Source organism: Bradyrhizobium yuanmingense, from assembly GCF_029167105.1.
Taxonomy (GTDB): domain Bacteria; phylum Pseudomonadota; class Alphaproteobacteria; order Rhizobiales; family Xanthobacteraceae; genus Bradyrhizobium; species Bradyrhizobium yuanmingense_A.
In genome coordinates, this window is sequence record NZ_JARFML010000040.1 from 46359 (window position 1) to 70962 (window position 24604).

The window sequence follows — 24604 nt, forward strand, 5'->3', positions numbered from 1 at the left end:
GGTGGCAACGATAAGCGGACCAAAAGAGGAAACGAATGGATCGGCGCAAATTCATGGCCGGATGCTTCGGCCTGCCCCTGCTGGCGCAGGCGGGCGGGGTGCAAGCGCAGGCCGGGCTGACGAAGATCATCTTCCCGTTCGCAGCGGGTGCCGGCGGTGACACGCTGTGCCGGCTGATCGCGCAGGAGATGGCCCCGGTGCTGCAACGGACCATTGTGGTCGAGAACCGTACCGGCGGCGACGGGCTGATCGGCATCAAGGCGGTGAAGGGCGCAAGCCCCGACGGCAGCACGGTGCTGGTGACGACCGGGCCGACCATGTACCTGCTGCCGATGGTGGAGACGACGCCGAGCTTCGACACGGCGAAGGACTTCATGCCGGTGTCACTGCTGGCGCGATTTGAATTCGCCGTCGTGATCGGCCCAGGGGTCGACGCCCCGGACTTCAAGAGCTTCGTCTCCTGGCTGAAGGCGAATCCGGGCAAGACCTCGTTCGGCGTGCCGAGCAACGGCACCATTCCGCATTTCACCGGCTCCAAGCTCGAGAAGGATCTCGGCATTCCCCTGACCCGCGTGCCCTATCGCGGCAGCGCGCCGATCCTCAACGACCTCGTCGGCGGACATATCTCGTTCGGCATTGTGACATTGGCCGATGCGCTGCCGCAGCACCGCGCCAAGGGCGTGAAGATCATCGCGGCCTCGAGTGCCGAGCGCTCGCCGTTCGTGCCTGACGTTCCGACGCTGAAGGAGAGCGGCATCGATCTCGTCGCGGACGCCTGGTACGGCATGTGGCTTCCCGCCGGCAGCCCGCCGGAGTTTGCCAGCAAGCTCGGCGCGGCTGCGAGCGCCGCGCTCGCAAAGCCCGAGGTGAAGGAGAAGCTGACCGCGATCGGGATGATCCCCGTCGGCAGCAATGCGGACGGGTTATCGAAGGAACTCGCCGCGAACACCGCGCTGTGGCAGCCGATCGTGAAGGCGACGGGATATAAGATCACGAATTGAGGTCTCTCTCCCGTCATTGCGAGGAGCCCTTGCGACGAAGCAATCCAGACTGTCTCCGCGGAAAGACGCTGGATTGCTTCGCTGCGCTCGCAATGACAGTGTGATTGATGCTCGATCGTATCGTTGATGCAGAGCTGCGGACGGCAACTCAGATCTTCGCGCGCTGGGCGATGCCGTCCTTGATCGCGGTGAGCTCTTTCTCGTCCCAGATGCCGATCAGGACGCCGTTCTTCACCTGCAGCTGGTTATCCGCATAGGCCGCGATCTTCTCGCGCGGCGTGGTGATGTGGCCGCTGGGATGCAGCGCCCAGTCGAACAGCTCGGCCTGCAGCCGCGCGATGATGTCGGCGCAATCAGGGTCGTCACCGCGATCGACATATTCCTCCGGATCGGTTTCGAGGTCGTACAGCATCGGGCGGAAGCCGGAGGCGTGGATGTATTTCCAGCGGCCGTCGAACACCATGAACAGGCGACAGCGTTCGATCGGCTGGTTCAGCTTCAGCCGCACGTCCTGCATGGAATAGTCGTATTCGGAGAACGCCACCTTGCGCCAATCGGGCGGCGTCGACCCACGCAGCAGCGGCAGCAGCGAACGTCCTTCGAGAATGTGGCCCGGCACCTTGCCGCCGAAATAATCGACGAAGGTCGGCGCGAGATCGATTCCCTCGACCAGCGCATCGCTGCGCGTGCCGCGCGTAGCGTCGGCCTCCTGCGAGGGATCGATGACGATCAGCGGGATCTTTGCGGACTGCTCGTGGAATAGGTCCTTCTCGCCCATCCAGTGATCGCCGAGATAATCGCCATGATCGGAGGTGAATACGATCATGGTGGTGTCGAGCAGGCCGCGTGCCTCCAGAAATTTCATCAGCACGCCCATCTGGTCGTCGATCTGGGTGATCAGGCCCATATAGGTCGGGATCACCTTCTCGCGGGCATCGTCGCGCGCCATGTTGCGGGAGTAGCGCATGTCCATGTAGGCGCCGAACACCGGGTGCGGATTCTGCCGCTCGCGCATCGAACGGATCGCCGGGATCATGTCATCGGTCGAATACATGCTGGCATAGGGCTCGGGGGCAATATAGGGCCAGTGCGGCTTGATGTAGGACAGATGCAGGCACCACGGCCGCCCGTCGGCCTCGGCCTCGGCCTCGCTGATGAAATCCATCGCCCGGCGCGTCATGTAGGGTGTCTCGGAATGCTCGTCCGGCACCCGCGCGGCCTTGTCGGCGTGCACCAGCAGCCAGCCGTTCTGCAGCGAGCCGTCCTCGGCAGCTCCGGAATTGGCCCAATGCTCCCAGGGATTGGGCGCGTCGAAGCCCTGCTTTCGCAGATATTCGTCGTATTTCGGCCGTGGCCGTCCCGTCGGATGCAGGCCGTCGTCGCGCTCATAGGGCTCGAACCCGCATTCGGCGACATGCACGCCGATCACGGATTCCGGCGGGATGCCGAGCGCCTTCATGCCTTCGATATCAGGCGCCATGTGGGTCTTGCCGACCAGCACGTTGCGCACGCCGATCTTGTTGAGATGATCGCCGAGCGTGGGCTCACCGACCCGCAGCGGCCAGCCGTTCCAGTGCGAGCCGTGCGAGCGCATGTAGCGGCCGGTGTAGAACGACATCCGCGAGGGACCGCAGATCGGCGACTGCACATAGGCCTTCGTGAACAGCACGCCGCGCCTGGCCATGGCGTCGATATTCGGCGTCTTCAGCGTGGGATGGCCGGTGCAGCCGAGATAATCATAGCGAAGCTGGTCGCACATGATCCAGAGAACGTTCTTCGCGCGCGCCATGCGTTGTCCCTGCAGTTTATTGTTCGATGCTGCGCTATCGCGGGCGCGAAGACAAGCCAGCGCTCAAGTCCGGCTGTGCCACCAGGACCGAACCTCATCCTGAGGCCCGCGCAGCGGGCGTCTCGAAGGATGGCCGCGGGTGAGGGCCGGGCCATCATGGTTCGAGACGCGCGTTCCGCGCTCCTCACCATGAGGGTCTCTCAGCGAGATTTGTTAAGCCGACCACGGCTCCGCTTCGGCCGCGCTCTTGGCCTTGGCGGAGACCGGGCTCTCGCCGATCACATCGGCCAGCGCGCGCAATGCCTCCTTGACGCCCTGGCCGGTCGCGCCCGACAGCAGCAGCGGCGTCTTCTTGGCGGCGCGCTTCAGGCGGTCCTTCTGCTTCTTCAACTCGTCCGGCTGGACCGCGTCGATCTTGTTCAGCGCGACGATCTCGATCTTGTCGGTGAGCTGCCCGCCATAGGCATCGAGCTCGGTCCGCACCGTCTTGTAGGCCTTGCCGGCATGCTCGCAAGTGGCGTCGACGAGATGCAAGAGCACGCGGCAGCGCTCGACATGGCCGAGGAAGCGGTCGCCGAGGCCGGTGCCCTCATGCGCGCCCTCGATCAGGCCGGGAATGTCGGCCAGCACGAATTCGCGGCCGTCGGCATTCACGACCCCGAGCTGCGGATGCAGCGTGGTGAAGGGATAATCGGCGATCTTGGGTTTGGCCGCGCTGACCTTGGAGAGGAACGTCGACTTGCCGGCATTGGGCATGCCGACGAGGCCGGCGTCCGCGATCAGCTTCAGACGCAGCCAGATCCAGCGCTCCTCGCCGGGCTGGCCGGGATTGGCGTTGCGCGGCGCGCGGTTGGTCGACGATTTGAAATGCGCATTGCCGAAGCCGCCATTGCCGCCCTCGGCCAGCACGAACTTCTCGCCGACCTTGGTGAAGTCGTGGATCAAGGTCTCGCGGTCCTCGTCGAAGATCTGCGTGCCCACGGGAACCTTCAGCACGATGTTCTTGCCGTTGGCGCCGTGACGGTCCGAGCCCATGCCGTTCTCGCCCTTCTGGGCCTTGAAGTGCTGCTGGTAGCGGTAGTCGATCAGCGTGTTGAGGCCGTCGGCGACCTCGATGATGACATTGCCGCCGCGGCCGCCATTGCCGCCGGAGGGGCCGCCGAATTCGATGAACTTCTCGCGGCGGAACGCCACGCAGCCGTTCCCGCCGTCACCGGAGCGGATATAGACCTTTGCTTCGTCGAGGAATTTCATGGGGCATAGGTAGGCCAGCCGGCCCCCTGCGGCAACCCGGATTGGTCCGCAAATCGGCCGAAATTCGGCGAATTGGACCTCTTGCTTAACCCGCCGGCCGCCGCCGGATCAGGAATGTCTGCGTACCCTCGAGCACCAGCTCCTTGCGCTGGTTGAACACGGTGCTGCGCAGCGTCACCGTGCCGGTGGTGCGCCCCGGCACCAGCTCGGTGACTTCGAGCGCGGGATAGAGGGTGTCGTCGGCGAACACCGGCTTGAGGAACCGGCTCGACTGCTCGAGGAAGCCGACCAGGGAGTCCTCGACCAGGAACGGAAACAGGCCGGCGCCGGGCGCGGTGTGGATCAGGGTCTGGAAGCCGTGGGCAAGCAGATGCGGCATGCCGCGGGCGCGGCAATATTCCACGTCGTAATGCACCGGATGGGTGTCGCCGCTCGCGGTCTGGAATGCGGCGAACAATGCCGAGGTTTGGGTGCGGCTCGGCAGCACGAAGCGTTCGCCGACGACGAAATCCTCAAACCAGCGTTGCGTCGGGATCATGCGATGCCGGGCCGGATCGAAATCGGTCATGGCTTAGCTCTCTTCTTGGCTCTCTTTGGCTCTCTCGTCGTGTGGCCTGTATCGCTACCGCGATGCGAAGAGTGCGACAATCCGTTCAATTCGGCGTTGTGGGCTTGTCCCGGCGGCTCACGTCATTAAAACGACCGCAAGCGACTCTGGTCGCCGATTCCTGATGCTCTCTCCCCGTCATTGCGAGCGCAGTGAAGCAATCCAGACTGCCGCCGCGGAAAGATTCTGGATTGCTGCGCTGCGCTCGCAATGACGACCCCTCGCAGTCCGATCAATGCCCCTGTTCAAGAATCTCTCCGCCTATGACGATCGCTCGGCGCGCCTCGCCGGCATCGGACTCATGGTGCTGTCGATCTTCATGTTCTCGTTCGGCGATGCCATGGGCAAGTTCCTGGTCGGGACCTATTCGGTGGGGCAGCTCTTGTTCCTGCGCGCCTGCGCGGCGCTGCTGCTGCTGTCGCCGCTGATCTGGAAGCAGCGTCACCAGTTTCTGCATCTGGAGCGGCCGGGGCTGCAGCTGGTTCGCGTCGTGCTGTCGACGCTGGAAGTCGCGGCCTTCTTTCTCGCAACCGTCTATCTGCCGCTCGCCGACGTCATCACCTATTATCTCGCCGGCCCGATCTTCGTCACCGCGATGTCGGCGATCTTTCTGGGCGAGAAGGTCGGCTGGCGGCGCTGGACCGCGATCCTGATCGGCTTCTGCGGCGTCTTGATCGCGCTGCGGCCGTCGGCGCAGACCGTCAGCCTGCCGGCGTTGATCGCGCTCGGCGGCAGCCTCTCCTTCGCAACCCTGATGCTGATCACGCGCAGCCTGCGCAAGACGCCCGACATCGTGATGGCGTCCTCGCAATTCGTCGGCACGTTCTCGCTGGGCGCGGTGCTGTCGGCGTTCAATTGGGTGCCGCCGACGCCCGGCAGCCTCGTGATCTTCGCGCTCGCCGGATGCGTTTCGGTGACGGCGCTGTTCTGCGTCAACCGCTCGCTCAAGCTCGCGCCGGCCAGCGTCGTGGTGCCCTATCAATATTCGATGATCGTCTGGGCCGTGATCTTCGGCTTCGTCGTGTTCGGCGACGTCCCATCCATCGCAACGCTCGTCGGCGCCGCAATCATCATCGGCGCCGGGTTCTACATCTATCTTCGGGAGCGCGATCTGGGACGTGAGAGCGACGAGGTGAATCCGCCGGCGTAGCGGCATCGTCGTCCCCGGGGCGCGCGCAGCGCGAGCCCGGGACCCATACCCCCAGGGAGAAGTTGGACGACGACCCGGAGGGGGTGCTTTGCCCCACACTCCGCTCCGGGATTATGGATCCCGGGCTCGCGGCTTCGCCGCGCCCCGGGATGACAGTTGTGAATGCAGCGGCGCCTCCGCCTACCGCACCCGCCTCGCGCTGCTCCAGCTCTTCAGCGAGGCCCACACGCCGCGCGAGAGGCGGAAGCAGTCGACGGGCGTCGAGGAGCCCAGCGCCAGGAAGCGGTGCAGCTGCACGCCGCTCCACTGGAAGCCGCACTTCTCCAGCACCTTGCGCGAGGCCGGATTGGTGACGCGCGCGCCAGCGTAGAGATGCTCGTGCTCGAACTCCTCGAAGAAGAAATCGATCGCGCCGCGCGCGGCCTCGGTGGCAAAGCCCCGGCCCCAATGCTCGACGCCGAGCCAGTAGCCGAGCTCGGCATTGCCGGGCTTGGAGCAATCGATGCCGACCATGCCGACCGGCCCGCTGTCGTGCTCGATCAGGAACACGGTCTCGCTGCCGAGTTCGGCGGTGGCGCGGATGAATTCGGCGGCGTCGTCCTGCGAATAGGGATGCGGCAGGCGGCGCGTGTTCTCGGCGACACGGCGGTCGTTGGCGAGCCGGGCGATGGTCCTGACGTCGGCCAGCGTCGGCCGCCGCAAGGTCAGCCGCTCGGTGGCGACGACGCTGGGTCTCGCCTCGGCCAAGGTCACGCTCGAGAAATCCTGCAACATGTCCGGCTCCGTGAAAGTCACTAAGTCAAAGTGCAAAGAACAAAGTGAGCAAAGAAAAGGGGAGGCCGGTTTCCCGCCTCCCCTTGGAGCCTTCGATCTCTTGCGATCTCTGGGACTCCGCCGGTTCAGTCGGGACCGGCGGACTCCGTTTTTGTCCACCGTCTATTCAGCAGCCTCGGCAAGCGGGAGCACCGATACGAAGGTGCGGCCGTTGGCTTTGGCCTGGAACGCAACGCGGCCCTCGATCTTGGCGAACAGAGTGTGGTCCGTACCCATGCCGACATTGAGGCCGGGGTGCCAGGTGGTGCCGCGCTGACGCGCAATGATGTTGCCGGGCGTGACGATCTCGCCGCCGAACGCCTTGATACCGAGGCGCTTGCCCTTGGAATCGCGACCGTTGCGCGATGAACCGCCTGCTTTTTTGTGAGCCATGGCTCGTCTCCGAAATCCTGCGTAGTTCTAGGTCAATTCCTTGACGGAATCATTTCAAAATCTCTCACGCATCAATTCGTGAATTGGCGTGATCGGTTTTGCGTTACTCGGCGGCTTCCGCTGCCGGCGCCGCAGCCACCTTTTCCTTCTTCGGACGCGGGCCCTTGGTGGGCTTGGCGCCGTCGGTCAGGATCTCGCTGACGCGCAGCACGGTGATCTCGTCACGGTAGCCGCGCTTGCGGCGCGAGTTCTTGCGGCGACGCTTCTTGAAGGCGATGACCTTGGGGCCGCGCTTGTGGTCGAGCACCTCGACCGCGACGGACGCGCCTGCGACCGTCGGAACGCCCAGCACCGGTGTGTCGCCGCCGACCACCAGCACTTCATTCAACTGCACGATCGAGCCGACTTCGCCTTCGATCTTGCCAACTTCGAGAACATCATCCGGCACGACGCGGTATTGCTTGCCGCCGGTTTTGATGACTGCGAACATCGTTCTTTCTCCGTGTTCAATCCCGGCCTCGGGACGGGAAGCGTCCGGGCCGGCTTTTTGTCAGTCGCTATGGTTTATGCGAGTCTGCGTGGGCGGGAGTTATCCCTTTGAAAACCCAAGCAAAAACAAGCGGCGCGAGAAACGCCCCGCGCCGGCTGTGGGACTTATAGCGGCCGAGCGCGCCAAGTCAAGGAAAACCGCCGAAAAAGGCCCGGATTTGAAGGCTTTGGCCGCGCTGAAAGCGCGCAGCCGAATCTCGACGGGCCATGCAACAAACAGGTTCCCCCGCAGTTGTCCCGGCCGGAACAGGCAAGCGGGGCAAGGGCTCTCATGGCAACAGACGAATTGGTCAAAACAACGGGCATCGCCCAGCATGGCGCCGAACGGCTGCCGTCGGTCGACGTCGACAGCTTCAACATCGAGATCAAGGACGAGGACGGCTTTCTCGGCGACCGCGCCAGCAAGGGCGCGTTCCGGGAGGTCCTCGAGCGCTGGCGCAAGCCGCTGCGCAAGACGGGGGAGGACCCGTTCGGCAAGGTGCCGACCGAGGAGATCAACAAGAAGACGCTGGACGCCATCCTGGTCGGCGACGACACCGAGGCCTCGGCCGTGGTGCACAGCGCGATCGAGGATTTCTCCCAGGAGCTCGCCTATGTCACGCGCCGCTTCCTCAAGACCAAGGCCTGGGCCAAGACCGAGCGCATCGTCGTTGGCGGCGGCTTTCGCGATTCCCGGCTCGGCGAGCTCGTGATCGCCCGCGCCGAGATCATCCTGAAATCCGAGGGCTTCAAGATCGACCTGCAGCCGATCCGCCATCACCCCGACGAGGCCGGCCTGATCGGCGCGCTGCACCTGGCGCCGTCCTGGATCTTCGAGGCTCATGACAGCATCCTCGCCGTCGACATCGGCGGCACCAATATCCGCTGCGGCGTGGTGGAAACCGGCTGGAAGAAAGCCAAGGATCTGTCGAAGGCCAAGGTGGTGCATGCGGAGCTGTGGCGTCACGCCGACGACGAGCCGACGCGCGAAGGCGCGGTGAAGCGGCTGACCAAGATGCTGAAAGGGCTGATCACGCAAGCCGAGAACGAAGGCTACAAGCTCGCGCCGTTCATCGGCATCGCCTGCCCCGGCGTGATCAACGCCGATGGCTCCATCGAAAAAGGCGCGCAGAACCTGCCCGGCAATTGGGAAAGCAGCAAGTTCAACCTGCCGGCGAGCCTGATCGAGGGCATCCCCGCCATTGGCGAGCACGACACGGCGATCCTGATGCACAATGACGGCGTGGTGCAGGGGCTCTCCGAAGTGCCGTTCATGCAGGACGTCGACCGCTGGGGCGTGCTCACCATCGGCACGGGCCTCGGCAATGCCCGCTTCACCAACCGCCGCAAGGAGAGCGGCAAGGAGAAAGACCGGGATTCCACGGAGAACGGGAAGAAAAAGAGCAAGAATGACAAGGAGTAACCTTGACCGGTTAGGTTAAGGGACAGATTGCGTTGCGGGCCGGCTGCCGCACGCTAGGGTCGAACCGTCGCTTCCACTCGGCCGGCGAAGCCGCCCTTCACGGCCAGTATTTCAAAGAGCGGCACGGGACCGCCAGTGTTTACCGCGTCTGGCGGTCCCACCCCGTTTTTCTCCTCAACTCCACCCCACACGCTGAAAGAACGCGGCGATCTCGCTCGCCGCGCGATCCGGGTCTTCCCGATGCGGGAAGTGGCCGACGCCGGGAAACATCTTGAGATCGATATCGCTGAAGGTCTCGGACAGCCGGTCGGTCCAGGCAAAGGGAAACAGCGGATCGTGCTCGGCCCAGCGCACGCAGGTCGGCACCTCGATCGGCGGCAGCCTGGGCGCTTCGCCCTTCATCATCGCTACGCGCCCGGCATGTGAGGCCCGATAATGCGCAAAGCCGCCGGCGAGGTTGCCGTCTTTCAGGAAATTGTCCGTGAAGGCGTCCAGCACGTCGTCGAAGGCGTTCCTCCGGTGCGCCCAGCCGCTGAGGAAATGGCTGATGTAGAGCCGGCAGCTCTCCCGGCTCGCACCGATGAGCTGTGGCGCCATCTCCATCTGGTGAAAGGACTGGTACCAGATGTGGTTGAGCCGATCGGGCGCCGCCATCCGCGCTCCGATCCCGGGATGGACGAAATCGAAGAAGAAGAGGCCCGTGAGCCGCTCTGGCGCCCGCCGGGCCAAGGGCTGCATGACGGCGCCGCCGACATCGTGGCCGACCACGCCGAATCGGTCGATGCCGAGCCGGTCCATCAGCGCCAGCATATCGGCGGCATGGCCGTCCGGCCCGTAAGGTCCACCGGGCTTGTCGCTGTCGCCGAAGCCGCGGAGGTCAGGCGCGACAAGCGTGAACCGGTCCGAAAGCCTCGATATCACCGGCTCCCAGGTCAGCCAGAATTCGGGCCAACCATGCAGCAAGAGCAGCGGTTTTCCCTGTCCGGCGCGGACCAGATGGAAATCGGCGCCATTGGCCGAGATCGTGAGATGCTCCATGGCAGTTCCTTCCAGAGGCGGCGGGCGCGGGGGCAAAAGAGGCGCGGATTTTGCTCTTCGCGCCTTGTCTGGCCCGCCATCCTCGCCTATTAACGCCCCCAACCACAGGGGCCCAGCTCCTACTATGGCGCCTTCAGGAGAGGTGGCAGAGTGGTTGAATGCACCGCACTCGAAATGCGGCATAGGTGCAAGCCTATCGGGGGTTCGAATCCCTCCCTCTCCGCCAGCTCAACCATCAGCTTCTCAATAGCTTCGTAAAATCAGCCTGATGCCTGTGCCGTTCGCCCGGCCAGCACCATCCGCGCCGTCGCCACGAAGGCCTGCGCCGCCGGCGACAACGTTCGGCCCTGGCGCTGCAGCAGCGACACGGGCCGGGTGAGTGCGGGGCGCACCAGAGGTCTTGCGATCAGTGTCGAGAACTGGTCGGCCGGCAGCATCGTCGCGGGAAGGATGGCGAGGCCGAGGCCCTGCGCCGTCATGGCGAGGGCGGTGTTGATCAGGGTCACTTCATAGGTCGGATCGAGGCGCTTGCCCTGCGCGCTCAGGGCCTGATCGATCTGCATGCGGATGCGTGTCTCGCTGCGCATCGCGATCGTCGGCAGTTGCGCCAGCTCGTCCCAGGTCAGGGAACGCCGCGCGGCGAAGTCCGCGGTGCGACGGCCGATCGCGCTCAGGCGGCCGCTCGTCAGCGTCTCGATCGTCATGTCCGCGAATTCGCCCTCCGCGCTGCCGATCGCGAACTCGGCGTCGGTCGTGCTCAGCCGTGGCACGAGATCGTCGGCGGCGACATCGCGCATGTCGATCTCGATGTCGGGATGGCTGGCGCGGAATTTCGCCAGCACCATGGGCAGCAGCGCCGATGCCGTGCCGGCGGAGGCGAGAAACACGACCCGGCCGGCGCGGGCCTGCGCGAGGTCACGCATGCGGCGCGACAGGCCCTGCGCATCGCTCAGCATGCGCTCGGCGGCGGCGAACGCTTCGCCCGCGGCCAGCGTCGGCTGCACCGAACGCGTCGAGCGGTCGAACAGCTTGACGCCGAGCTGGGCCTCGAGCTGCTGGATCAGCAGGCTCGCCGCCGATTGCGTGATGCCGAGCTCGCGGGCGGCCCGCGTGATGCTGCGCGTCCGGTACACGCCGGTGAAGACCCGCAATTGGCGCAAGGTGACATTCATAGCAAAAGCTCATGAATTGATGAGTTCTTTCCGACTTATCGCATAAACGGACCTGCAATAAAATGCATGCTGTGCGGACGGAAAGAATCCGCGGCAAGGATTGGAGCGAGCATGAGAGCGCAAGTGCTGGTGGTGGGCGCCGGGCCCGTCGGATTGACCGCGGCGATGGATCTCGCTTCGCGCGGAATCGATGTCGTCGTCGCGGAAATCCGCCACGCCGGCGATCCGCCCAGCGTCAAGTGCAATCACGTATCGGCGCGCTCGATGGAGATCTTTCGGCGGCTCGGCGTCGCCGCCCGCTTGCGCGATGCGGGGCTCCCTGCGGACTTTCCCAACGATTGCTCCTATCGGACCACGGCGACCGGGATCGAGCTCTGCCGCATCGACATTCCCTCCCGCGCACGCCGCTACAGCGCGACCGGCGGCCCCGACACCTGGTGGCCGACGCCCGAGCCGCCGCACCGGATCAACCAGGTCTATCTCGAGCCGATCCTGTTCAGCCATGCCGCGGCGCAATCACGCATCAAGATCCTGGCGCGCACGGAAATCACAGACATCGAGCAGCACGACGACCATGTCGTCGCGCTGGCGCGCGATCTCGACAGCGGACATTCGCTCCGCATCGAAGCCAGCTTCGTGATCGGCTGTGACGGCAGCCGATCCCTCGTTCGGAAATCGATCGGTGCCAGCCTGTCCGGCACGCCGGTGATCCAGCGCGTGCAGTCGACCTTCATCGAAGCGCCGCAACTGAAGGAGCTGATGGGAGCGCACAAGCCGGCCTGGATGGTGCTCTCGCTCAATCCGCGCCGCTCCGGCACCACGGTTGCGATCGACGGCCACGACCGCTGGCTGATCCACAATCACCTCCAGCCCGACGAGCCCGAGTTCGACTCGGTCGATCGCGAATGGGCCATCCGTGCCATCCTCGGCGTCGACAAGCGCTTCGAATACCGCGTGCTGAGCAAGGAGGATTGGGTCGGACGGCGCCTCGTGGCCGACCGCTTCCGCGATCGCAGGGTCTTCATCTGCGGCGACGCCGCGCATCTGTGGATGCCCTATGCCGGCTACGGCATGAATGCCGGCATTGCGGATGCCGTCGATCTCTGCTGGCAATTGGCGGCGCATCTGAACGGCTGGGCGCCGGCTGCGATCCTCGATAGCTATGAGGCGGAACGCCAGCCCATCACCGAGCAGGTGTCGCGCTTTGCGATGGACCATGCGATGAAGATGATGGCGCAACGCGGCGGCGTGCCTGCGGAGATCGAGGACGACACGCCGCGCGGCCACGCGGCGCGCGCGGCGCTGGCGAAAGCGGCCTACGATCTCAACGTGCAGCAATATTGCTGCGCCGGCCTCAACTTCGGCTACTATTACGACGCCTCGCCGATCATCGCCTATGACGGCGAGACGCCGCCGCCTTACGCGATGGGCAGCTTCACGCCCTCCACCGTGCCGGGCGCCCGCGCGCCGCATTTGTTCCTGCGCGACGGACGCTCGCTCTACGACGCCTTCGGCCCCGGCTACACATTGCTGCGCTTCGACCCGGCGATCGATGTGACGCGGCTGCAAGACGCTGCAAAGACGCGCGGCGTGCCGCTCGCACTGGTCGATGTTGCGCCGGAGGAGGCGAACGGCGCCTATGCCGAGAAGCTCGTGCTGGCGCGGCCCGACCAGCACATCGCCTGGCGCGGGCAGTCCGCGCCGGAGAATCCGCTGGGCCTGCTGGCCCGTATCACCGGTGCCGCGGCGTAAGACGACAACAAGCCGACTTACAAGAACAGAAACGCAAGGAGGAGACCGTGTTTCACGTTGCAAGACGCCGCATCCTGGCCGCGCTGACGGCCGCGGCCTTCGTAGTGTTGCCGCCGGCGGCGGCCCGAGCCGCCTATCCCGAGCAATTGATCAAGATCATCGTGACCTTCCCGCCCGGCGGCAGTGCCGACACGGTCATCCGCGCGCTCGAGCCGCTGGTCACCGCCGAGCTCAAGCAGGGCCTCGTCATCGAGAACCGCGCCGGCGCCGGCGGCAACATCGGCATGGCCGCGGTGGCGCAGGCCAAGCCCGACGGCTATACGCTCGGCGTGGCGCCGGCAGGTGCGCTGACCGTGAATCCACACCTCAATGCCGCGATGCCGTTCGCGCTGAAGGATCTCGCGCCCATCACCCTGCTCGCGGAAATTCCCTTCGTGCTGGTCGCATCCGCGAATATACCGGCGCGCACACCTGCGGAGACTATCGCGCTCGCCAAGGCGAAGCCGGGTGGGCTCTCGATCGGGCATGGCGGCAACTCGACCGCGATGCATTTGACCGCCGCGCTATTCACGCACAGAAGCGGAATCGCGATGGAGCTGGTCCCGTATCGCGGCACGGCGCCGGCGGCGGTCGATGTGCTCGCAGGCCATGTCCCGTTCGCGGTGCTGGATATTCCGGCATCGCGACAATTGATCCTCGAGGGCAAGCTCAACGCGATCGGCGTGTCCTCCGCGCGCCGCCTTTCATCGCTGCCGGATGTGCCGACGCTGGCCGAGAGCGGCATTGCGGGTTTCGAATCCGTCGGCTGGTTCGGACTCGTTGCTCCCGCCGGCACGCCTGCGGATGTCATCGGCCGGCTGAACGAGGCCTTCACCAAGGCGCTGAAGGATCCTGCCGTGACGGAGAAGATCCGGACCCTCGGCGCCGAGCCTTCGCCGACCTCGCCCGAGCAGTTCGGCCGCTTCATCGACAGCGAAAGCACGAAATGGGGCAAGCTGATCAGCGACGCCGGCATCAAGGCAAACTAGAGCATGATCCGGGAAAGTGTGCAGCGGTTTTCCGAAAAGATCATGCTCGAACAATAAACTAAAGCGCGATGACGATTCATCCTAGTCGCATCGCGCTTTAGTTCAGCGCTTTCCGCTGCCCCGATAACGCACGTGATCGACCAGCGCGCGCAGCTTCGGCGGAAGATTCCGCCGGTCCGGAAAGTAGAGGAAGAAGCCGGGGAAGAACGGGCAGAACTTCTCCAGCACGGGCACCAATTCTTCGCGTTCGATATACGGCCTGAATGTCTCCTCCATGCCGAATGTCAGGCCGCCGCCCGCGCAGGCTGTCCGCACCATGACCCACATGTCGTTGGTCGTGATCCTCGGCTCCACCGCGACGTCGAACTCGCGCCCCCCTTCCGCAAATTCCCAGCGGTAGGGCGCAACGTGCGGCGCCGGGCGCCAGCCGATGCAGCAATGCTGCGAGAGCTCGCGCGGGTGAGAGGGGGCGCCGAACCGCGCCAGATAGCTAGGCGCGGCCACGACCAGCTGGCGCTGATCGCCCGAAACCGGCACGGCGATCATGTCCTGCTCGATCACCTCGCCAAGCCGGACGCCGGCATCGAAGCCCTCGGCCACGATGTCGAATTCGGCATCGGTCACGGTGACGTCGACCTGCACGCCGGGATTGGCATGCGTGAATTCGGCGAGCAATGGGCCGCGGATGAAGCGCTCGGCGATCGACGAGACGGCGAGACGCAGCCGCCCCGTCGGCTGCGCGTCACGGTCGCGGACGCCATTGATTGCCTGTTCGACTTCGGCGACCGCAGGCGCCACGCGCTCGTGCAAGCGCAGGCCGGCCTCGGTGAGACTGACGCTGCGCGTCGTTCGCTGCACGAGCGCCACGCCCAGCTGGTCTTCCATGCGCCGGATGGCCTGGCTCACGGCGGATCGGGTCACCCCCAGCCGCTCGGCGGCGCCACGGAAGCTCTTCGCTTCCGCGACCGCGATGAAGACGGCGACGAGGTTCAGGTCGGTGGTCATTGGTTAGCTATACTTACCACCCCCGTCATCATTGGCCAACTTCTCCCACCCCTCACCGGGGGCTATCTCCGAGCCATACGAAGGAGGCTCTGATGACGTCACTGGATCAATACCGCCTGCTTGGCCGCTCCGGCCTGCGCGTATCTCCCCTTGCCCTGGGCACGATGACCTTCGGGACCGAGTGGGGATGGGGCGCCGATCCCGCCGAGGCCCGTCGGATCTTCGACCTCTATGTCGACCGCGGCGGCAATTTCATCGACACCGCAGTGAACTACACCAACGGCGCGTCCGAGCGCCTGGTCGGCCAGTTCGCCCGCGACAAGCGCGACCGTCTCGTGCTCGCAACCAAGTTCACCATGGCCCGCGATCCCGGCAACCCCAATTCCGGCGGCAACCACCGGCTCAACATGGTTCGTTCCGTGGAGCAGAGCCTACGGCAGCTCGAGACCGATCGCATCGACCTGCTTTACCTCCACGGCTGGGATGCGACGACGCAGCCCGATGAGGTGATGCGCGGCCTGGACGATCTCGTGCGCAGCGGCAAGGTTTTGTACGTCGGCATCTGCAACACGCCGGCCTGGCGCATTGCGCAGCTGCAGACGATCGCAGATCTGCGCGGCTGGTCGCCCTTCGTGGCGCTGCAGATCGAATACAATCTGGTCGAGCGCACCGTCGAGCACGAGCTCATCCCGCTCGCGGCGAGCCTTGGCCTCGGCGTACTGCCCTGGTCGCCGCTCGGCGGCGGCGTGCTCACCGGCAAGTACACGAGGGCCGATCTCAGGGATTCCCAGGAACGCGCCGTTGGAACGACACGCGCCTCGATCATCGCATCATCAGGCCTTCTCAACGAGCGATCGCTGGAGGCGGCCGAGATGGTGCGATCCGTCGCCTGGGAGCTCGGCGCGACGTCCTCGCAGGTGGCCATCGCATGGACGCTGGCCAATCCCGCGGTCACGGCGCCGGTGATCGGGGCCCGCACGCTGGAGCAGGCGGAAGACAATTTCGGTGCGGTCGGGATATCGCTGTCTCCTGAGCAGATGGCGCGTCTCGACCAGGCGACCGCGCCCGATCCCATCTTTCCAGGCCGCTTCCTGCGCCGCCCGATGGTGGAGCAGCTCATCTTCGGCGGCGCCGCCGTCGCGCGGCGCGGCTAGAGCATCTGGCCGACCGACCGTGCGTGCATCACTTCGGGGCAGTCGACATGTTGCACCAGAAAGGGAAGATACCAATGGCAACCCTGCTCAATCGCGCACTTGCGTCCTGCGTCTACGCGGTCATCGTGACAGCTTCCACCCTGACGACGGCCGCCCCTTGCGGACAGGCCAATTCCGTGCAGGACGACAACAAGCGGATCGTCACCGACGCGTTCGATCGCTGGGCGGCGGGGGGGACCACCTTCTTCAATGACCTGCTGCACGACAACGTTGTCTGGCGCATCAAGGGATCGGGCCCAAGCGCCGGCGAATTCCGGGGACGCGATGTGTTCGTTGATCGCGCGGTCCGCCCGTTCGCCAGCCGGTTGTCGACACCGGTCCGCCCCACTTCCGTGAGGATCTTCGCCGATGGGGATCACGTCATCGCGCATTGGGAAGGCAGCGGCGTGGCGCGCGACGGCAAGCCTTACGCGAACAGCTATGCGTGGATCCTGCTGATGCAGGACGGCAAGGCGGCGGAGGTCACGGCCTATCTCGACCTCGCACCCTATGACGACGTCCTGCGGCGCATTCCTGCGCCGGCCCAATAGGCCGGCTGCGGGGAGGGGGGTCATCGCATTTGATGTGCAGACTGCAGCGGCATCGGCAGTGGGCTCCCTCCCCCGCTCTTGTCCGCCGAAGCCCGCCTTCTGGCGAAGGCGGATGCGGGGGAGGGTTGGGGAGAGGGTGTCTCCGCGTTGGGATTATCGAGATAAACTGAGGACGTCCCTGCGCCGCGAGAGCCCTCACCCGCCGCGCCCGCAGACAGTGCCCGCTTGAACCCATCGCCCGCACGATCCGACCTAGCAAGGTCCCGCCATTCGGCGGGCGCCAGGTGATCCCAGAACCACATTCGAGCACGATGTTCGACAAATCCTACCGGCAGCGCCTCGACGCTGATCTGGCGCGATGGGAGGCCGACGGCGTGATTGCGCCGGCGGCGGCCGCCGCGATCCGCAACGCGTTGCCGCCGCTTCCGCCCGGCATCGGCATCGCCGTGGTCGTCGGGATCCTCGGCGGCCTCTTGATCGCGGCGGCGTTCCTCGCTTTCGTCGCCGCGCACTGGACCGAGATCGCGCGCCTCGCGCGGTTCGCGATCCTGCTCGCCGGCATGGCCGCCGCCGGCGGTCTCGGCGCGTGGTTTGCCGCGCGCGGCCGCGACGTGCTTGCCGATCTCTGCGCCAGCGTCGGTGCCATCATCTTCGGCGCCGGCATCGCGCTGGTCGGGCAGATGTACCACCTCGGCGAGGATTTCGCCGGCGGCATGCTGCTGTGGTCGATCGGCGCCTTTGCCGCGGCTCTGCTGACCGGCTCGCGCGGCGCGCTCGCCGTCGGCCTCGTCGCGGCCTCGATCTGGACCTGCATGCGGATCACCGACGCGTCCGACGTGCTGCATCTTCCTTACGTCGCAGTCTGGCTCATCGCCGCCGTGACCGCCTTCGCCTGGAATTCCCGCGTCGCGGCCCATCTCGTCGCGCTGGCGCTGCTGCCGTGGTGGATCGCGACCTCGCTCCGCTTCGAGTTCGAAGGCACCCAGCCGTCCTTCGTGCTCGCGAGCGGTGCGGCGCTGCTGTTCGGCGCCGGGCTCGCGATCGCAGCCGCGCCGTCGCCGCGCGCGCTCCGGCTCGGCAACGTCCTGTCGGTTTACGGCGCGTTTTCACTGGCCGCCGCCGCGTTCCTGGAGGTGACGACGGTCGACGATCTCGTCCGCTTCCGCGAGGGATCCATTGCGGGCCAGCCGCTTTGGGCGATTGCGTGCGGAAACGCCGGCGTGATCCTCGCGCTGGCCTCGGCCGCAATCACCCGGCGCGCGGGAGAGCTGCTTGCAGCAGCTGCGATCGCCCTGGTCCTGCTCGCGGCGCCGGTCTGGCCGGCCTCCATGGCCGGCGAATCCTGGCTCGCCTATGCCGCGCTGCTCTGCGCCATGCTGTGCCTCGTCGTCTCAGGCATGCTCGACGATGTGCGCCCGCGCATCGTCGCCGGCTGGCTCGGTATCGCCGGCGTGGTCGCCGGCATCACCTGGGCCGTGAAGGGCTCGCTGCTGCACCGCTCGGCCTTCCTGGCCGTGGCGGGCGTCGCGGCCGTCGCCTTTGCCACGGCGATGGGCCGCATGCTGCCGAGGGCCGCGCGATGAACGGGCTGATCACTTCGCTCACCGCGCTCTGGCAGCGCATCCCGAAAGCCGTGCTGTTCGGCATCGCCGTCCTGCTGCAATCTGCGCTCTTGGTGCTGATGGTGGCCGACCGCATGCAGATCCTGCGCGAAGGCGTCGAGGTCACCCTGCAGACGCAGCCGGTCGATCCCCGCGATCTCCTGCGCGGCGACTATGTCGTGCTCAGCTACGACATCTCGCAAGTGGCGGCAGGCAGCCTCGCCGGCAAGGTCGCGGACGCGCGCCATCCTGAAATCTTCGTCAAGCTCGCGCCCAATGCGAACGGCGTCTATCAGGCGGTCTCGGTGCATGCCGAGCCGGTCGCGGTCACTGCGCCCGAAGTGCTGATCCGCGGCCGCGTCGGAAATTATGGCGGCTCCTGCGGCGACGACCGCCGCCGCTTCTGCGACAAGCTGCCGATCAAATACGGTCTCGAAAGCTATTTCGTGCCCGAAGGCGAGGGCAAGAAGCTCGAGGACGCCCGCAACCAGCAGAAGCTGCGCATCGTCGCCGCCGTGCTCCCCTCGGGACGGGCGGCGATCAAGCGGCTGCTGCTCGACGGAGAGCCGGTGTATGAGGAGCCGTTGTATTAGGGCGGGATGGCTGGCGTTAGAATAGATCGATGCCGCGGCGCTCGTTCATCTCTCTCGCTCTCGGGAGGGGCAGCAGCCCCTCAATGACGCCTTGCGGGCTACAGCTTATTGGAGGGGGAACGAGGGAAAGCTCCAAACCGTTGCGACGAGGTGACCTCTTAGATTGAAGATCCGTTTAGAATATCGACCGAGATCGATGCCCTATATGGCCCGATGCCCGCCAAGGCGATTTGCCATGATCATGATAGTGATTGTCTCTGCAACCCATTGACCTCGGCGGCTATGTTTCCGCAGTCAATGAATTCTAAACACGAATTCGAACGCGTTCTTGAACTCTTTGATAGAGTTGAATGTCCGCTAGCGATCGCAACTCGATGGCAAGGGCGAACCGTTGATCCTCTGAAGACCAGCCACTTTCACAGCGGACCGCGAGGAAATATCTATCTCCATAGCGTTGCGAGTTGGTGGTCATCGAGAATGTTGCACACTGAAGCGTGCCCCGCTCCCGACGTTGTGCGCCGGGCTTCAAGTCACATTTGAGACTTTCTTTAATGCGGAAGGCGTGGCCTTCGTTAGCCTCCCATTTGCGGAAGGCGTCGAATACATCGCTCGCGCTCGCGCCCCGTATCAAGTGAAATCCCATCTTGAGGCCGGCGTAGTCGAGCCGCGTGTGCTTCACCGGTGGATCGAAACTGAGCGCCACCCGAATTTGCCGAGCCCCTTTAGTTTGGAATACATCGGGGATAGGCACTTCGTAGACCGCAAACTTGTCTGCCGAGAGAACGTCTTCTGCAATCAGAACAACTCGGTTGTCTTCGGATTCTAGCGCCTTAGCGATATCAGGCAGGCCGTAGCCAAGGAGATTGAAGATCGCGTCGTCGTCTCCAAAACTATGATCAATGGCCGTCGGATGCTCGGCGCTTAGGGCAAGTAACGCTCTGACCAGATTTGCTGACGCGTTGGGAAGGCTTTCGAACACCAATGCGGCCTTGTAGGCCACTAGTGGAGCAGCGAATGACGTCCCTGAGTAGTACCTAAGCAATTGCTGAAGATATTCGTGATGCGTAGAAAGAATACCTGCACTAGCCCGCGCCGACCCGCTTTGCAGTCGTTGTGTGGGCCCGTCATAAACGGCAGTTCCACCAAAATCGACGAGGTCGGGCTTGAGCACTTTGTTAGTGCCTGGACCGGCGCGGGTGAACGGGGAGGGCTGAAATGTCTGCGCGATTGATCGGACGCCGACGTTTTCTGCGTCAATCGTCGAAAGCCCGTTTGAATGCGCGATGGAACCAACGGTCAGAACATTGACTGCGCTTGCTGGCTCAAGAATACGATTGGCTTCGTGAAGGAGGAACCTCGGATAGGCGGCGACGACACCGTCTCCAAGGGACGCAAGGTAGGCTGGAGAAGAGTTGCCTGCGGAGACCACGATCAGGACGTCTAACTCTCGGGCCAAAGCGTCTAGGGTCGCAGCCCAAGCGCTGGGCTTGGAGCCCGCGGACCTTTTGATATCGCCCAAAGAGATGTTTATTACTCGGCAGCCAAGCTCCGTAGTCAGCTTACGGATAGAATTTTCCATTTGAGTAGGGACGAGTTCCTCGTCGTCGAAACGCCCCGCCGCATTTACAACCCGAGCGCTTGCCACGCGAAATTTAGCTCGGAACGGAGTTTCGGATAAACGCTGGCGAACATCTCCAAAGATGGCAATACCCGAGACCGATGTGCCGTGTCCCTTTTCGTCGCTGTCCCCCAAGCTTGCAGGTTCACCAAACGCGGCGGCTAACGAGCCAATAATTAATGGGTGTGCGGAGGTAAGCCCGCTATCAATTATGCCGATAGTCAGCGCCCCATTCTCGGGAGGCAAAATCTCAGGCAAATCGCCTAGTTCGATATTGCTTGCAGGAAGGTCCGGCCAATCCGGTGTCGGGGGACGATCAATGGAGGCAATCTCCGGCAGCTCCAACAGCTGACGAACGGCGGTGCCTGACCCTTGCACCCGCATCAGCAGCGCGGACTTGCCACGATAGGAGCTGACAACAACGCCTTCAAACTGCTCTAGCACCGCGGTCACGCGGTGCACGAACAAGTCCGCGTTCAAATCGGAAACCGGCCAAAGCTCCACGTCATAGAATTCCGCCGGTTCGGGAATGAGCTCAGGAGTGGCATAGCCTTCCCCCTTCAATACTGGGCCGATCCGATCGGTCGCGCTGATTGGTCGAATAGCCTCGATCGCTTCGATTAGCGCAGCATACGGCTGGCTCTTTTGATTCTCTGGTTTTTCGCCATTGTATGCGATGACCTTTTGCTGAAATGCAGTTAGCTCCACATCGTCTGCAAAGAGTATCAATGTTTGGCCTGGCTCGTTCGCCAAGACTGTCAAACCAATTTTAGCCCACTCGTCTTCGCTTATGTTTCCCGACGTCTCCACTTTCAAAATGAGCGCCGGATCAACGTCGCCAATTTTAGGCTTGGCTCTATGTTCCTGGAGAACCTCTTGAACTTCCGCCTGGATTTTTGCTCCATGGGTTCTAGCCTCTCGACCTGATGGTTGACCAAAGCCCGGTCGCTTTCGGCGATCGAGTTCGCCCTCGACACGCTGTAGTGGTAAGTGTTGATAAGTTGCCATCGTGAAACGAACCTAAGGAAAAAAAGCAGATCAGCGTTGGGGGAGACGGGCTCTGATATCCTTGCGCCGAAGTCCTTCTCGGATTGAAGAGTCGAACTCAGCCTCAAGGAGCGACCGCGATCTTTTCAGAATCGATCGTTTAATTGCATTATCGCAAATTCGCTCAACGTCCGCGAAGGACATGCCTTTTAGTCGCGCTGCTTTTTCTGCAAGCGAGAAGGGCGCGGGGAAATTCTTTAGTTTGAGCTCGAAAAGCCGCCGAATTTCGCGCTGAGATGGCAAATCAAAAACTACGACCTCATCAAAACGTCGCCAGATAGCGGCGTCTAAGCTTTCTTCTAGGTTAGTCGCGGCGACAAGAAATCCTTTTCCCTTGAAGCGATCGATTAGCATCAACAGGCTGTTGACCACTCGTCTCAGCTCATTGTGCTCGGAGCCGTCAGCTCGGGCCCTCGCGAGCGCATCAAATTCATCTAAAAACAAAACACACGGCTGGTCAGCAGCGGTTTCGAATACCTTTCGGATGTTTGTCGCAGTCTCACCGAGGAACGACGAAATGATTGCATCCAGCCGAGCCACGATCAGAGGCAAGCCAAGTTCGTGAGCAAACACCTCTGCGGTGAGAGTTTTCCCGCACCCCGGCGGGCCGCAAAAGAGCAGCTTTGAGCGAATCGTTAGTCCATGTCGGCGCAAGAGGTCGGCCCCGCGGAACTCTTCCATTAAGCCCAAGAAGGTTCGAATGTTGTGGGGCGAGAGGACTAGCTGCTCCGGCGTTCGCTGCGGAACTACAACTTCCACAAGATTCGAGAACGCAGCGCTCTTGGTAAGTTTCAGCGGAATCAGCGGAAGGCCGGGTTCTATTGCTGTGACTGGCTTGCGCCGAGGAGACCTCATTGGTGACCCGCTAAATGTCCAATATTTGAGCGAAATTTGTCAGAGGGCCCACGCAAATGGGTGCGGAAGTTCGCGGTTCCACGAGCAGCCAGCCGAAACTGCGAAGACAGTAGGACACATTCGCGTGCGTCGCACTGACGAACTTGGTTATCCAAAGACGATAGCAAGTTGACGAACAGCGCTGTGTACCATTCCATAGACCAAGAAAAAATAGTGCTTTAGAATCAAGGCGTAAAGGGCTTGACGCTGCAATCCTTTCCTGGGCACCAGTCATCGCAGTTTTTGGGGAAACAATCCCATAGGGTCTGGTGCGCAAGCCTTCGCGAGCGATGTGTCAATCGGCTTTGCACATTTGGAGGCTGATTGTCGATCAACTCCAGCAATCGCGTCTAGCGCCGGAACTACAGCTTCGCCGATAGGCCCAACCTGACATTCATTCTCTCATCAGGTTTACGGTGAAAGCCATTAAGACCGGCAGGTGGCGCGACCCATTTTCTGCAATGCGGGACGATGAGTGCGCCAGTTGCCGCGAGCAGGCCATCGATGGCGGGACGGACCTGATGGCGCTGATGCCGCCCCATTTGTCTGACACGGCGTTGTTAATGCCGGCCGCAATCGCCCTCCCGCAGACCTTGTCAACACGCGAAATCACCCGGATGATCGGCCCGTCGTAGCATCGCTTGCGAGGCCTTCATGCGGAAATGCGAAGTCGCTGTGCTGGGTCTGGGGCTCATGGGCGGAGCAGCGCTGGGCGCGTTGCTGGATGCCGGCGTCGATGCGCTCGGCTTCGACCCTGTCGCAGCAGGTTCGGATCGCGGCTCGTCCCACGGGTCATGTCGCATTTTCCGTCGCTTCAATTTCGAAAACCCCAACTACACCAGCCTGAGCGACGAGGCTCATGCCGGCTGGATCCGGCTGCAGGCCGAAAGCAGTCAAACAATTCTGACGGAAACCCCTGTTCTTGAGGCTGGCCGTTCCGGCTCCGCCATGGTGGCGTCCTCGCGCGCGGCCGCGATCGCGAAAGGGCGGGCGGATCCGATGTTGACCGCGGCTCAAGCGAACAAGGAATTTCCGGCTTTCAACCTGCCGGGCGACTGGGACGTCGTCGTGCAGGACGGCGGCGCGATCCTGCGGACCGGGGTCGTCATGAAACTGATGCGCGCACGCGCCGGCAACTGCGTGATTCCGGAACGCGCGAGCTTCACGCCGCACCACGACGGCGTGTCGATCCGCACTGATACCGAAGAGTTCTTCGCCGAGCGCGCGATCCTGGCGCTGGGCCCATGGCTTGGTCGCGCACTCCCAACGTTGGGCGCGCTGCTGAACGTGACTCGACAGGCGGTCGGCTGGTTCAAGCCGTCCCGCCCCGACACGGTGGCGCTCGGTCGTTTCCCGATCTTCATTCTGGACCGAGGTCCGAACGACGTGGTCTACGGCTTTCCGGACTTCGAACAGCGCGGCGTCAAAGCTGCGCCTCACAACCACGGGCCCGTGGTCGGCCCCGACGACTGGGGTCCGCAGGCCAGCGATGCCGAACTCCGCCCGGTCGGCGAAGCATTGGCCGCCCTCGTCCCGGGCGCGGCCGGGCCCATCATCGATCGCGACGTCTGCCTCTACACCAACACCGCGCCCGCCGACCGCCGGCTAGACGCGGGCGAGGAATTCATCATCGATCGCTGGCCGGAGTCCCGCCTGATCGTCTGCTCCGCGTGTTCGGGGCACGGTGCGAAGTTCGCGCCCGCCATCGGGCAAAGGCTTGCTCGCCTTGCCACCGATCCGTCCTATCAGGCAGAACCGTTCTTTCAGCTTTCGCGCTATTCTCAATTCGCCTGAGCGGATGCTGCATGTCGCGGTGACAGTGCACAAGACGCGCACCGTCCGGCGACAGGCGCCTTCAAGAGACCTGGGCCAGATCCCTGCCTGTCCGACCTCCTGCGATGATGCCACTATGCTCCTGTTTTGCCCGACGAAGCAAATGACAGGAGACGTCGTTCGGAATGGGCGACACCGCTCTCCGCCAATCTCGTCGGCTCGCAAAGGCGCGCCGGACAAGCGCGTCAAACCACGCTCCCTTCGGCTTTTTGGCTCCCGAAACCCCGTCCGACCCGCACCCAATCCCGCCCCTCACCTAACCCATTGATCTTGCGACCCCCGTCTACTGTGCATGGGGTTGTTTTCGCACTTTTGTTTTTC

22 protein-coding genes and 1 tRNA gene are annotated in these 24604 nt (G+C 63.7%); 12 read left to right on the top strand and 11 right to left on the bottom strand.

From position 1 onward, the window contains the following. Positions 1-35 precede the first annotated feature (35 nt). Positions 36-1001 carry a Bug family tripartite tricarboxylate transporter substrate binding protein gene (locus P0R31_RS34450; RefSeq protein ID WP_275519163.1) on the top strand — a complete coding sequence of 322 codons (966 nt, stop codon included), beginning with the start codon at positions 36-38 and terminating at the stop codon, positions 999-1001. A gap of 148 nt (positions 1002-1149) precedes the next feature. Here the strand turns inward: P0R31_RS34450 and P0R31_RS34455 are convergent, their stop codons facing one another. From P0R31_RS34455 to P0R31_RS34465, 3 genes are all read right to left on the bottom strand, one after another. Continuing rightward, positions 1150-2790: an alkaline phosphatase family protein gene (locus P0R31_RS34455; RefSeq protein WP_275519164.1), complete on the bottom strand. Its 1641-nt coding sequence runs from the start codon at positions 2788-2790 to the stop codon at positions 1150-1152. A gap of 213 nt (positions 2791-3003) precedes the next feature. Next, positions 3004-4044, bottom strand: a complete 1041-nt coding sequence (gene obgE / locus P0R31_RS34460; protein WP_275519165.1) for a GTPase ObgE — start codon at positions 4042-4044, stop codon at positions 3004-3006. Positions 4045-4129: 85 nt separating this feature from the next. Next, entirely contained in the window at positions 4130-4612 is a 483-nt protein-coding gene (locus P0R31_RS34465) for a MaoC family dehydratase (protein WP_275519166.1), read from the bottom strand. Between the two features lie 274 nt (positions 4613-4886). Between P0R31_RS34465 and P0R31_RS34470 the strand changes: the two genes are divergently transcribed. Next, entirely contained in the window at positions 4887-5801 is a 915-nt protein-coding gene (locus P0R31_RS34470; protein WP_275519167.1) for a DMT family transporter, read from the top strand. A 180-nt stretch (positions 5802-5981) separates the two neighbouring features. Here the strand turns inward: P0R31_RS34470 and P0R31_RS34475 are convergent, their stop codons facing one another. The 3 genes from P0R31_RS34475 to rplU all read right to left on the bottom strand — a co-directional run bounded on the left by P0R31_RS34475 (position 5982) and on the right by rplU (position 7497). Further along, positions 5982-6575, bottom strand: a complete 594-nt coding sequence (locus P0R31_RS34475) for a GNAT family N-acetyltransferase (RefSeq protein WP_225154054.1) — start codon at positions 6573-6575, stop codon at positions 5982-5984. Positions 6576-6737: 162 nt separating this feature from the next. Continuing rightward, complete coding sequence (gene rpmA, locus P0R31_RS34480; protein ID WP_025032812.1) at positions 6738-7007, bottom strand: 50S ribosomal protein L27; 270 nt, start codon at positions 7005-7007, stop codon at positions 6738-6740. 103 nt (positions 7008-7110) lie between these two features. Then, positions 7111-7497, bottom strand: coding sequence for a 50S ribosomal protein L21 (rplU, locus tag P0R31_RS34485; RefSeq protein WP_197955269.1), 387 nt, complete (start codon positions 7495-7497; stop codon positions 7111-7113). A gap of 330 nt (positions 7498-7827) precedes the next feature. Here rplU and P0R31_RS34490 point away from each other — a divergent pair, with 330 nt between their 5' ends. Then, entirely contained in the window at positions 7828-8958 is a 1131-nt protein-coding gene (locus tag P0R31_RS34490; protein ID WP_275519168.1) for an ROK family protein, read from the top strand. Between the two features lie 174 nt (positions 8959-9132). Here P0R31_RS34490 and P0R31_RS34495 read toward each other — a convergent pair whose 3' ends face one another. After that, positions 9133-9996 carry an alpha/beta fold hydrolase gene (locus tag P0R31_RS34495; protein ID WP_275519169.1) on the bottom strand — a complete coding sequence of 288 codons (864 nt, stop codon included), beginning with the start codon at positions 9994-9996 and terminating at the stop codon, positions 9133-9135. A gap of 136 nt (positions 9997-10132) precedes the next feature. Between P0R31_RS34495 and P0R31_RS34500 the strand changes: the two genes are divergently transcribed. Next, positions 10133-10222, top strand: a tRNA-Ser gene (locus P0R31_RS34500). A 34-nt stretch (positions 10223-10256) separates the two neighbouring features. On the opposite strand, the gene P0R31_RS34505 is transcribed toward P0R31_RS34500, so the two are convergent. Beyond that, on the bottom strand, positions 10257-11168 hold the full coding sequence (locus P0R31_RS34505; protein WP_275519170.1) for a LysR family transcriptional regulator: 912 nt from the start codon (positions 11166-11168) through the stop codon (positions 10257-10259). A 111-nt stretch (positions 11169-11279) separates the two neighbouring features. Here P0R31_RS34505 and P0R31_RS34510 point away from each other — a divergent pair, with 111 nt between their 5' ends. Continuing rightward, positions 11280-12920: an FAD-dependent oxidoreductase gene (locus P0R31_RS34510; RefSeq protein WP_275519171.1), complete on the top strand. Its 1641-nt coding sequence runs from the start codon at positions 11280-11282 to the stop codon at positions 12918-12920. Between the two features lie 47 nt (positions 12921-12967). Continuing rightward, a complete protein-coding gene (locus P0R31_RS34515) occupies positions 12968-13948 on the top strand; it encodes a Bug family tripartite tricarboxylate transporter substrate binding protein (RefSeq protein ID WP_275519172.1) in 981 nt (326 codons plus the stop codon). A gap of 102 nt (positions 13949-14050) precedes the next feature. Here the strand turns inward: P0R31_RS34515 and P0R31_RS34520 are convergent, their stop codons facing one another. After that, positions 14051-14953 carry a LysR family transcriptional regulator gene (locus P0R31_RS34520; protein ID WP_275519173.1) on the bottom strand — a complete coding sequence of 301 codons (903 nt, stop codon included), beginning with the start codon at positions 14951-14953 and terminating at the stop codon, positions 14051-14053. A 92-nt stretch (positions 14954-15045) separates the two neighbouring features. On the opposite strand from P0R31_RS34520, the gene P0R31_RS34525 reads away from it, so the two are divergent. From P0R31_RS34525 to P0R31_RS34540, 4 genes are all read left to right on the top strand, one after another. Next, complete coding sequence (locus P0R31_RS34525) at positions 15046-16107, top strand: aldo/keto reductase (protein ID WP_275519174.1); 1062 nt, start codon at positions 15046-15048, stop codon at positions 16105-16107. A gap of 74 nt (positions 16108-16181) precedes the next feature. Next, entirely contained in the window at positions 16182-16697 is a 516-nt protein-coding gene (locus P0R31_RS34530) for a nuclear transport factor 2 family protein (protein WP_275519175.1), read from the top strand. 311 nt (positions 16698-17008) lie between these two features. After that, on the top strand, positions 17009-18280 hold the full coding sequence (locus P0R31_RS34535; RefSeq protein WP_275519176.1) for a DUF2157 domain-containing protein: 1272 nt from the start codon (positions 17009-17011) through the stop codon (positions 18278-18280). Further along, on the top strand, positions 18277-18891 hold the full coding sequence (locus tag P0R31_RS34540) for a GDYXXLXY domain-containing protein (protein ID WP_275519177.1): 615 nt from the start codon (positions 18277-18279) through the stop codon (positions 18889-18891). The genes P0R31_RS34535 and P0R31_RS34540 overlap by 4 nt, the downstream gene beginning before the upstream one ends. A gap of 304 nt (positions 18892-19195) precedes the next feature. Here the strand turns inward: P0R31_RS34540 and P0R31_RS34545 are convergent, their stop codons facing one another. Both P0R31_RS34545 and P0R31_RS34550 read right to left on the bottom strand, forming a co-directional pair. Continuing rightward, complete coding sequence (locus tag P0R31_RS34545; protein WP_275519178.1) at positions 19196-21517, bottom strand: S8 family peptidase; 2322 nt, start codon at positions 21515-21517, stop codon at positions 19196-19198. 30 nt (positions 21518-21547) lie between these two features. Continuing rightward, positions 21548-22237, bottom strand: coding sequence for an AAA family ATPase (locus P0R31_RS34550; RefSeq protein ID WP_275519179.1), 690 nt, complete (start codon positions 22235-22237; stop codon positions 21548-21550). A 629-nt stretch (positions 22238-22866) separates the two neighbouring features. On the opposite strand from P0R31_RS34550, the gene P0R31_RS34555 reads away from it, so the two are divergent. Beyond that, on the top strand, positions 22867-23085 hold the full coding sequence (locus P0R31_RS34555) for a hypothetical protein (RefSeq protein ID WP_275519180.1): 219 nt from the start codon (positions 22867-22869) through the stop codon (positions 23083-23085). Between the two features lie 19 nt (positions 23086-23104). Further along, a complete protein-coding gene (locus P0R31_RS34560; RefSeq protein WP_275519181.1) occupies positions 23105-24244 on the top strand; it encodes an FAD-dependent oxidoreductase in 1140 nt (379 codons plus the stop codon). Positions 24245-24604 lie beyond the last annotated feature (360 nt).

Bases quoted from the DNA above. Each gene is read 5' to 3' on its own strand.
- rpmA (WP_025032812.1), bottom strand. From the start codon at position 7,007: ATGGCTCACAAAAAAGCAGGCGGTTCATCGCGCAACGGTCGCGATTCC.
- P0R31_RS34545 (WP_275519178.1), bottom strand. From the start codon at position 21,517: ATGGCAACTTATCAACACTTACCACTACAGCGTGTCGAGGGCGAACTC.
- P0R31_RS34475 (WP_225154054.1), bottom strand. From the start codon at position 6,575: ATGTTGCAGGATTTCTCGAGCGTGACCTTGGCCGAGGCGAGACCCAGC.
- P0R31_RS34560 (WP_275519181.1), top strand. From the start codon at position 23,105: ATGCGGAAATGCGAAGTCGCTGTGCTGGGTCTGGGGCTCATGGGCGGA.
- P0R31_RS34530 (WP_275519175.1), top strand. From the start codon at position 16,182: ATGGCAACCCTGCTCAATCGCGCACTTGCGTCCTGCGTCTACGCGGTC.
- P0R31_RS34450 (WP_275519163.1), top strand. From the start codon at position 36: ATGGATCGGCGCAAATTCATGGCCGGATGCTTCGGCCTGCCCCTGCTG.
- P0R31_RS34495 (WP_275519169.1), bottom strand. From the start codon at position 9,996: ATGGAGCATCTCACGATCTCGGCCAATGGCGCCGATTTCCATCTGGTC.
- P0R31_RS34455 (WP_275519164.1), bottom strand. From the start codon at position 2,790: ATGGCGCGCGCGAAGAACGTTCTCTGGATCATGTGCGACCAGCTTCGC.
- obgE (WP_275519165.1), bottom strand. From the start codon at position 4,044: ATGAAATTCCTCGACGAAGCAAAGGTCTATATCCGCTCCGGTGACGGC.
- rplU (WP_197955269.1), bottom strand. From the start codon at position 7,497: ATGTTCGCAGTCATCAAAACCGGCGGCAAGCAATACCGCGTCGTGCCG.
- P0R31_RS34525 (WP_275519174.1), top strand. From the start codon at position 15,046: ATGACGTCACTGGATCAATACCGCCTGCTTGGCCGCTCCGGCCTGCGC.
- P0R31_RS34510 (WP_275519171.1), top strand. From the start codon at position 11,280: ATGAGAGCGCAAGTGCTGGTGGTGGGCGCCGGGCCCGTCGGATTGACC.
- P0R31_RS34470 (WP_275519167.1), top strand. From the start codon at position 4,887: ATGCCCCTGTTCAAGAATCTCTCCGCCTATGACGATCGCTCGGCGCGC.
- P0R31_RS34535 (WP_275519176.1), top strand. From the start codon at position 17,009: ATGTTCGACAAATCCTACCGGCAGCGCCTCGACGCTGATCTGGCGCGA.
- P0R31_RS34520 (WP_275519173.1), bottom strand. From the start codon at position 14,953: ATGACCACCGACCTGAACCTCGTCGCCGTCTTCATCGCGGTCGCGGAA.
- P0R31_RS34490 (WP_275519168.1), top strand. From the start codon at position 7,828: ATGGCAACAGACGAATTGGTCAAAACAACGGGCATCGCCCAGCATGGC.
- P0R31_RS34465 (WP_275519166.1), bottom strand. From the start codon at position 4,612: ATGACCGATTTCGATCCGGCCCGGCATCGCATGATCCCGACGCAACGC.
- P0R31_RS34550 (WP_275519179.1), bottom strand. From the start codon at position 22,237: ATGGAAGAGTTCCGCGGGGCCGACCTCTTGCGCCGACATGGACTAACG.
- P0R31_RS34505 (WP_275519170.1), bottom strand. From the start codon at position 11,168: ATGAATGTCACCTTGCGCCAATTGCGGGTCTTCACCGGCGTGTACCGG.
- P0R31_RS34540 (WP_275519177.1), top strand. From the start codon at position 18,277: ATGAACGGGCTGATCACTTCGCTCACCGCGCTCTGGCAGCGCATCCCG.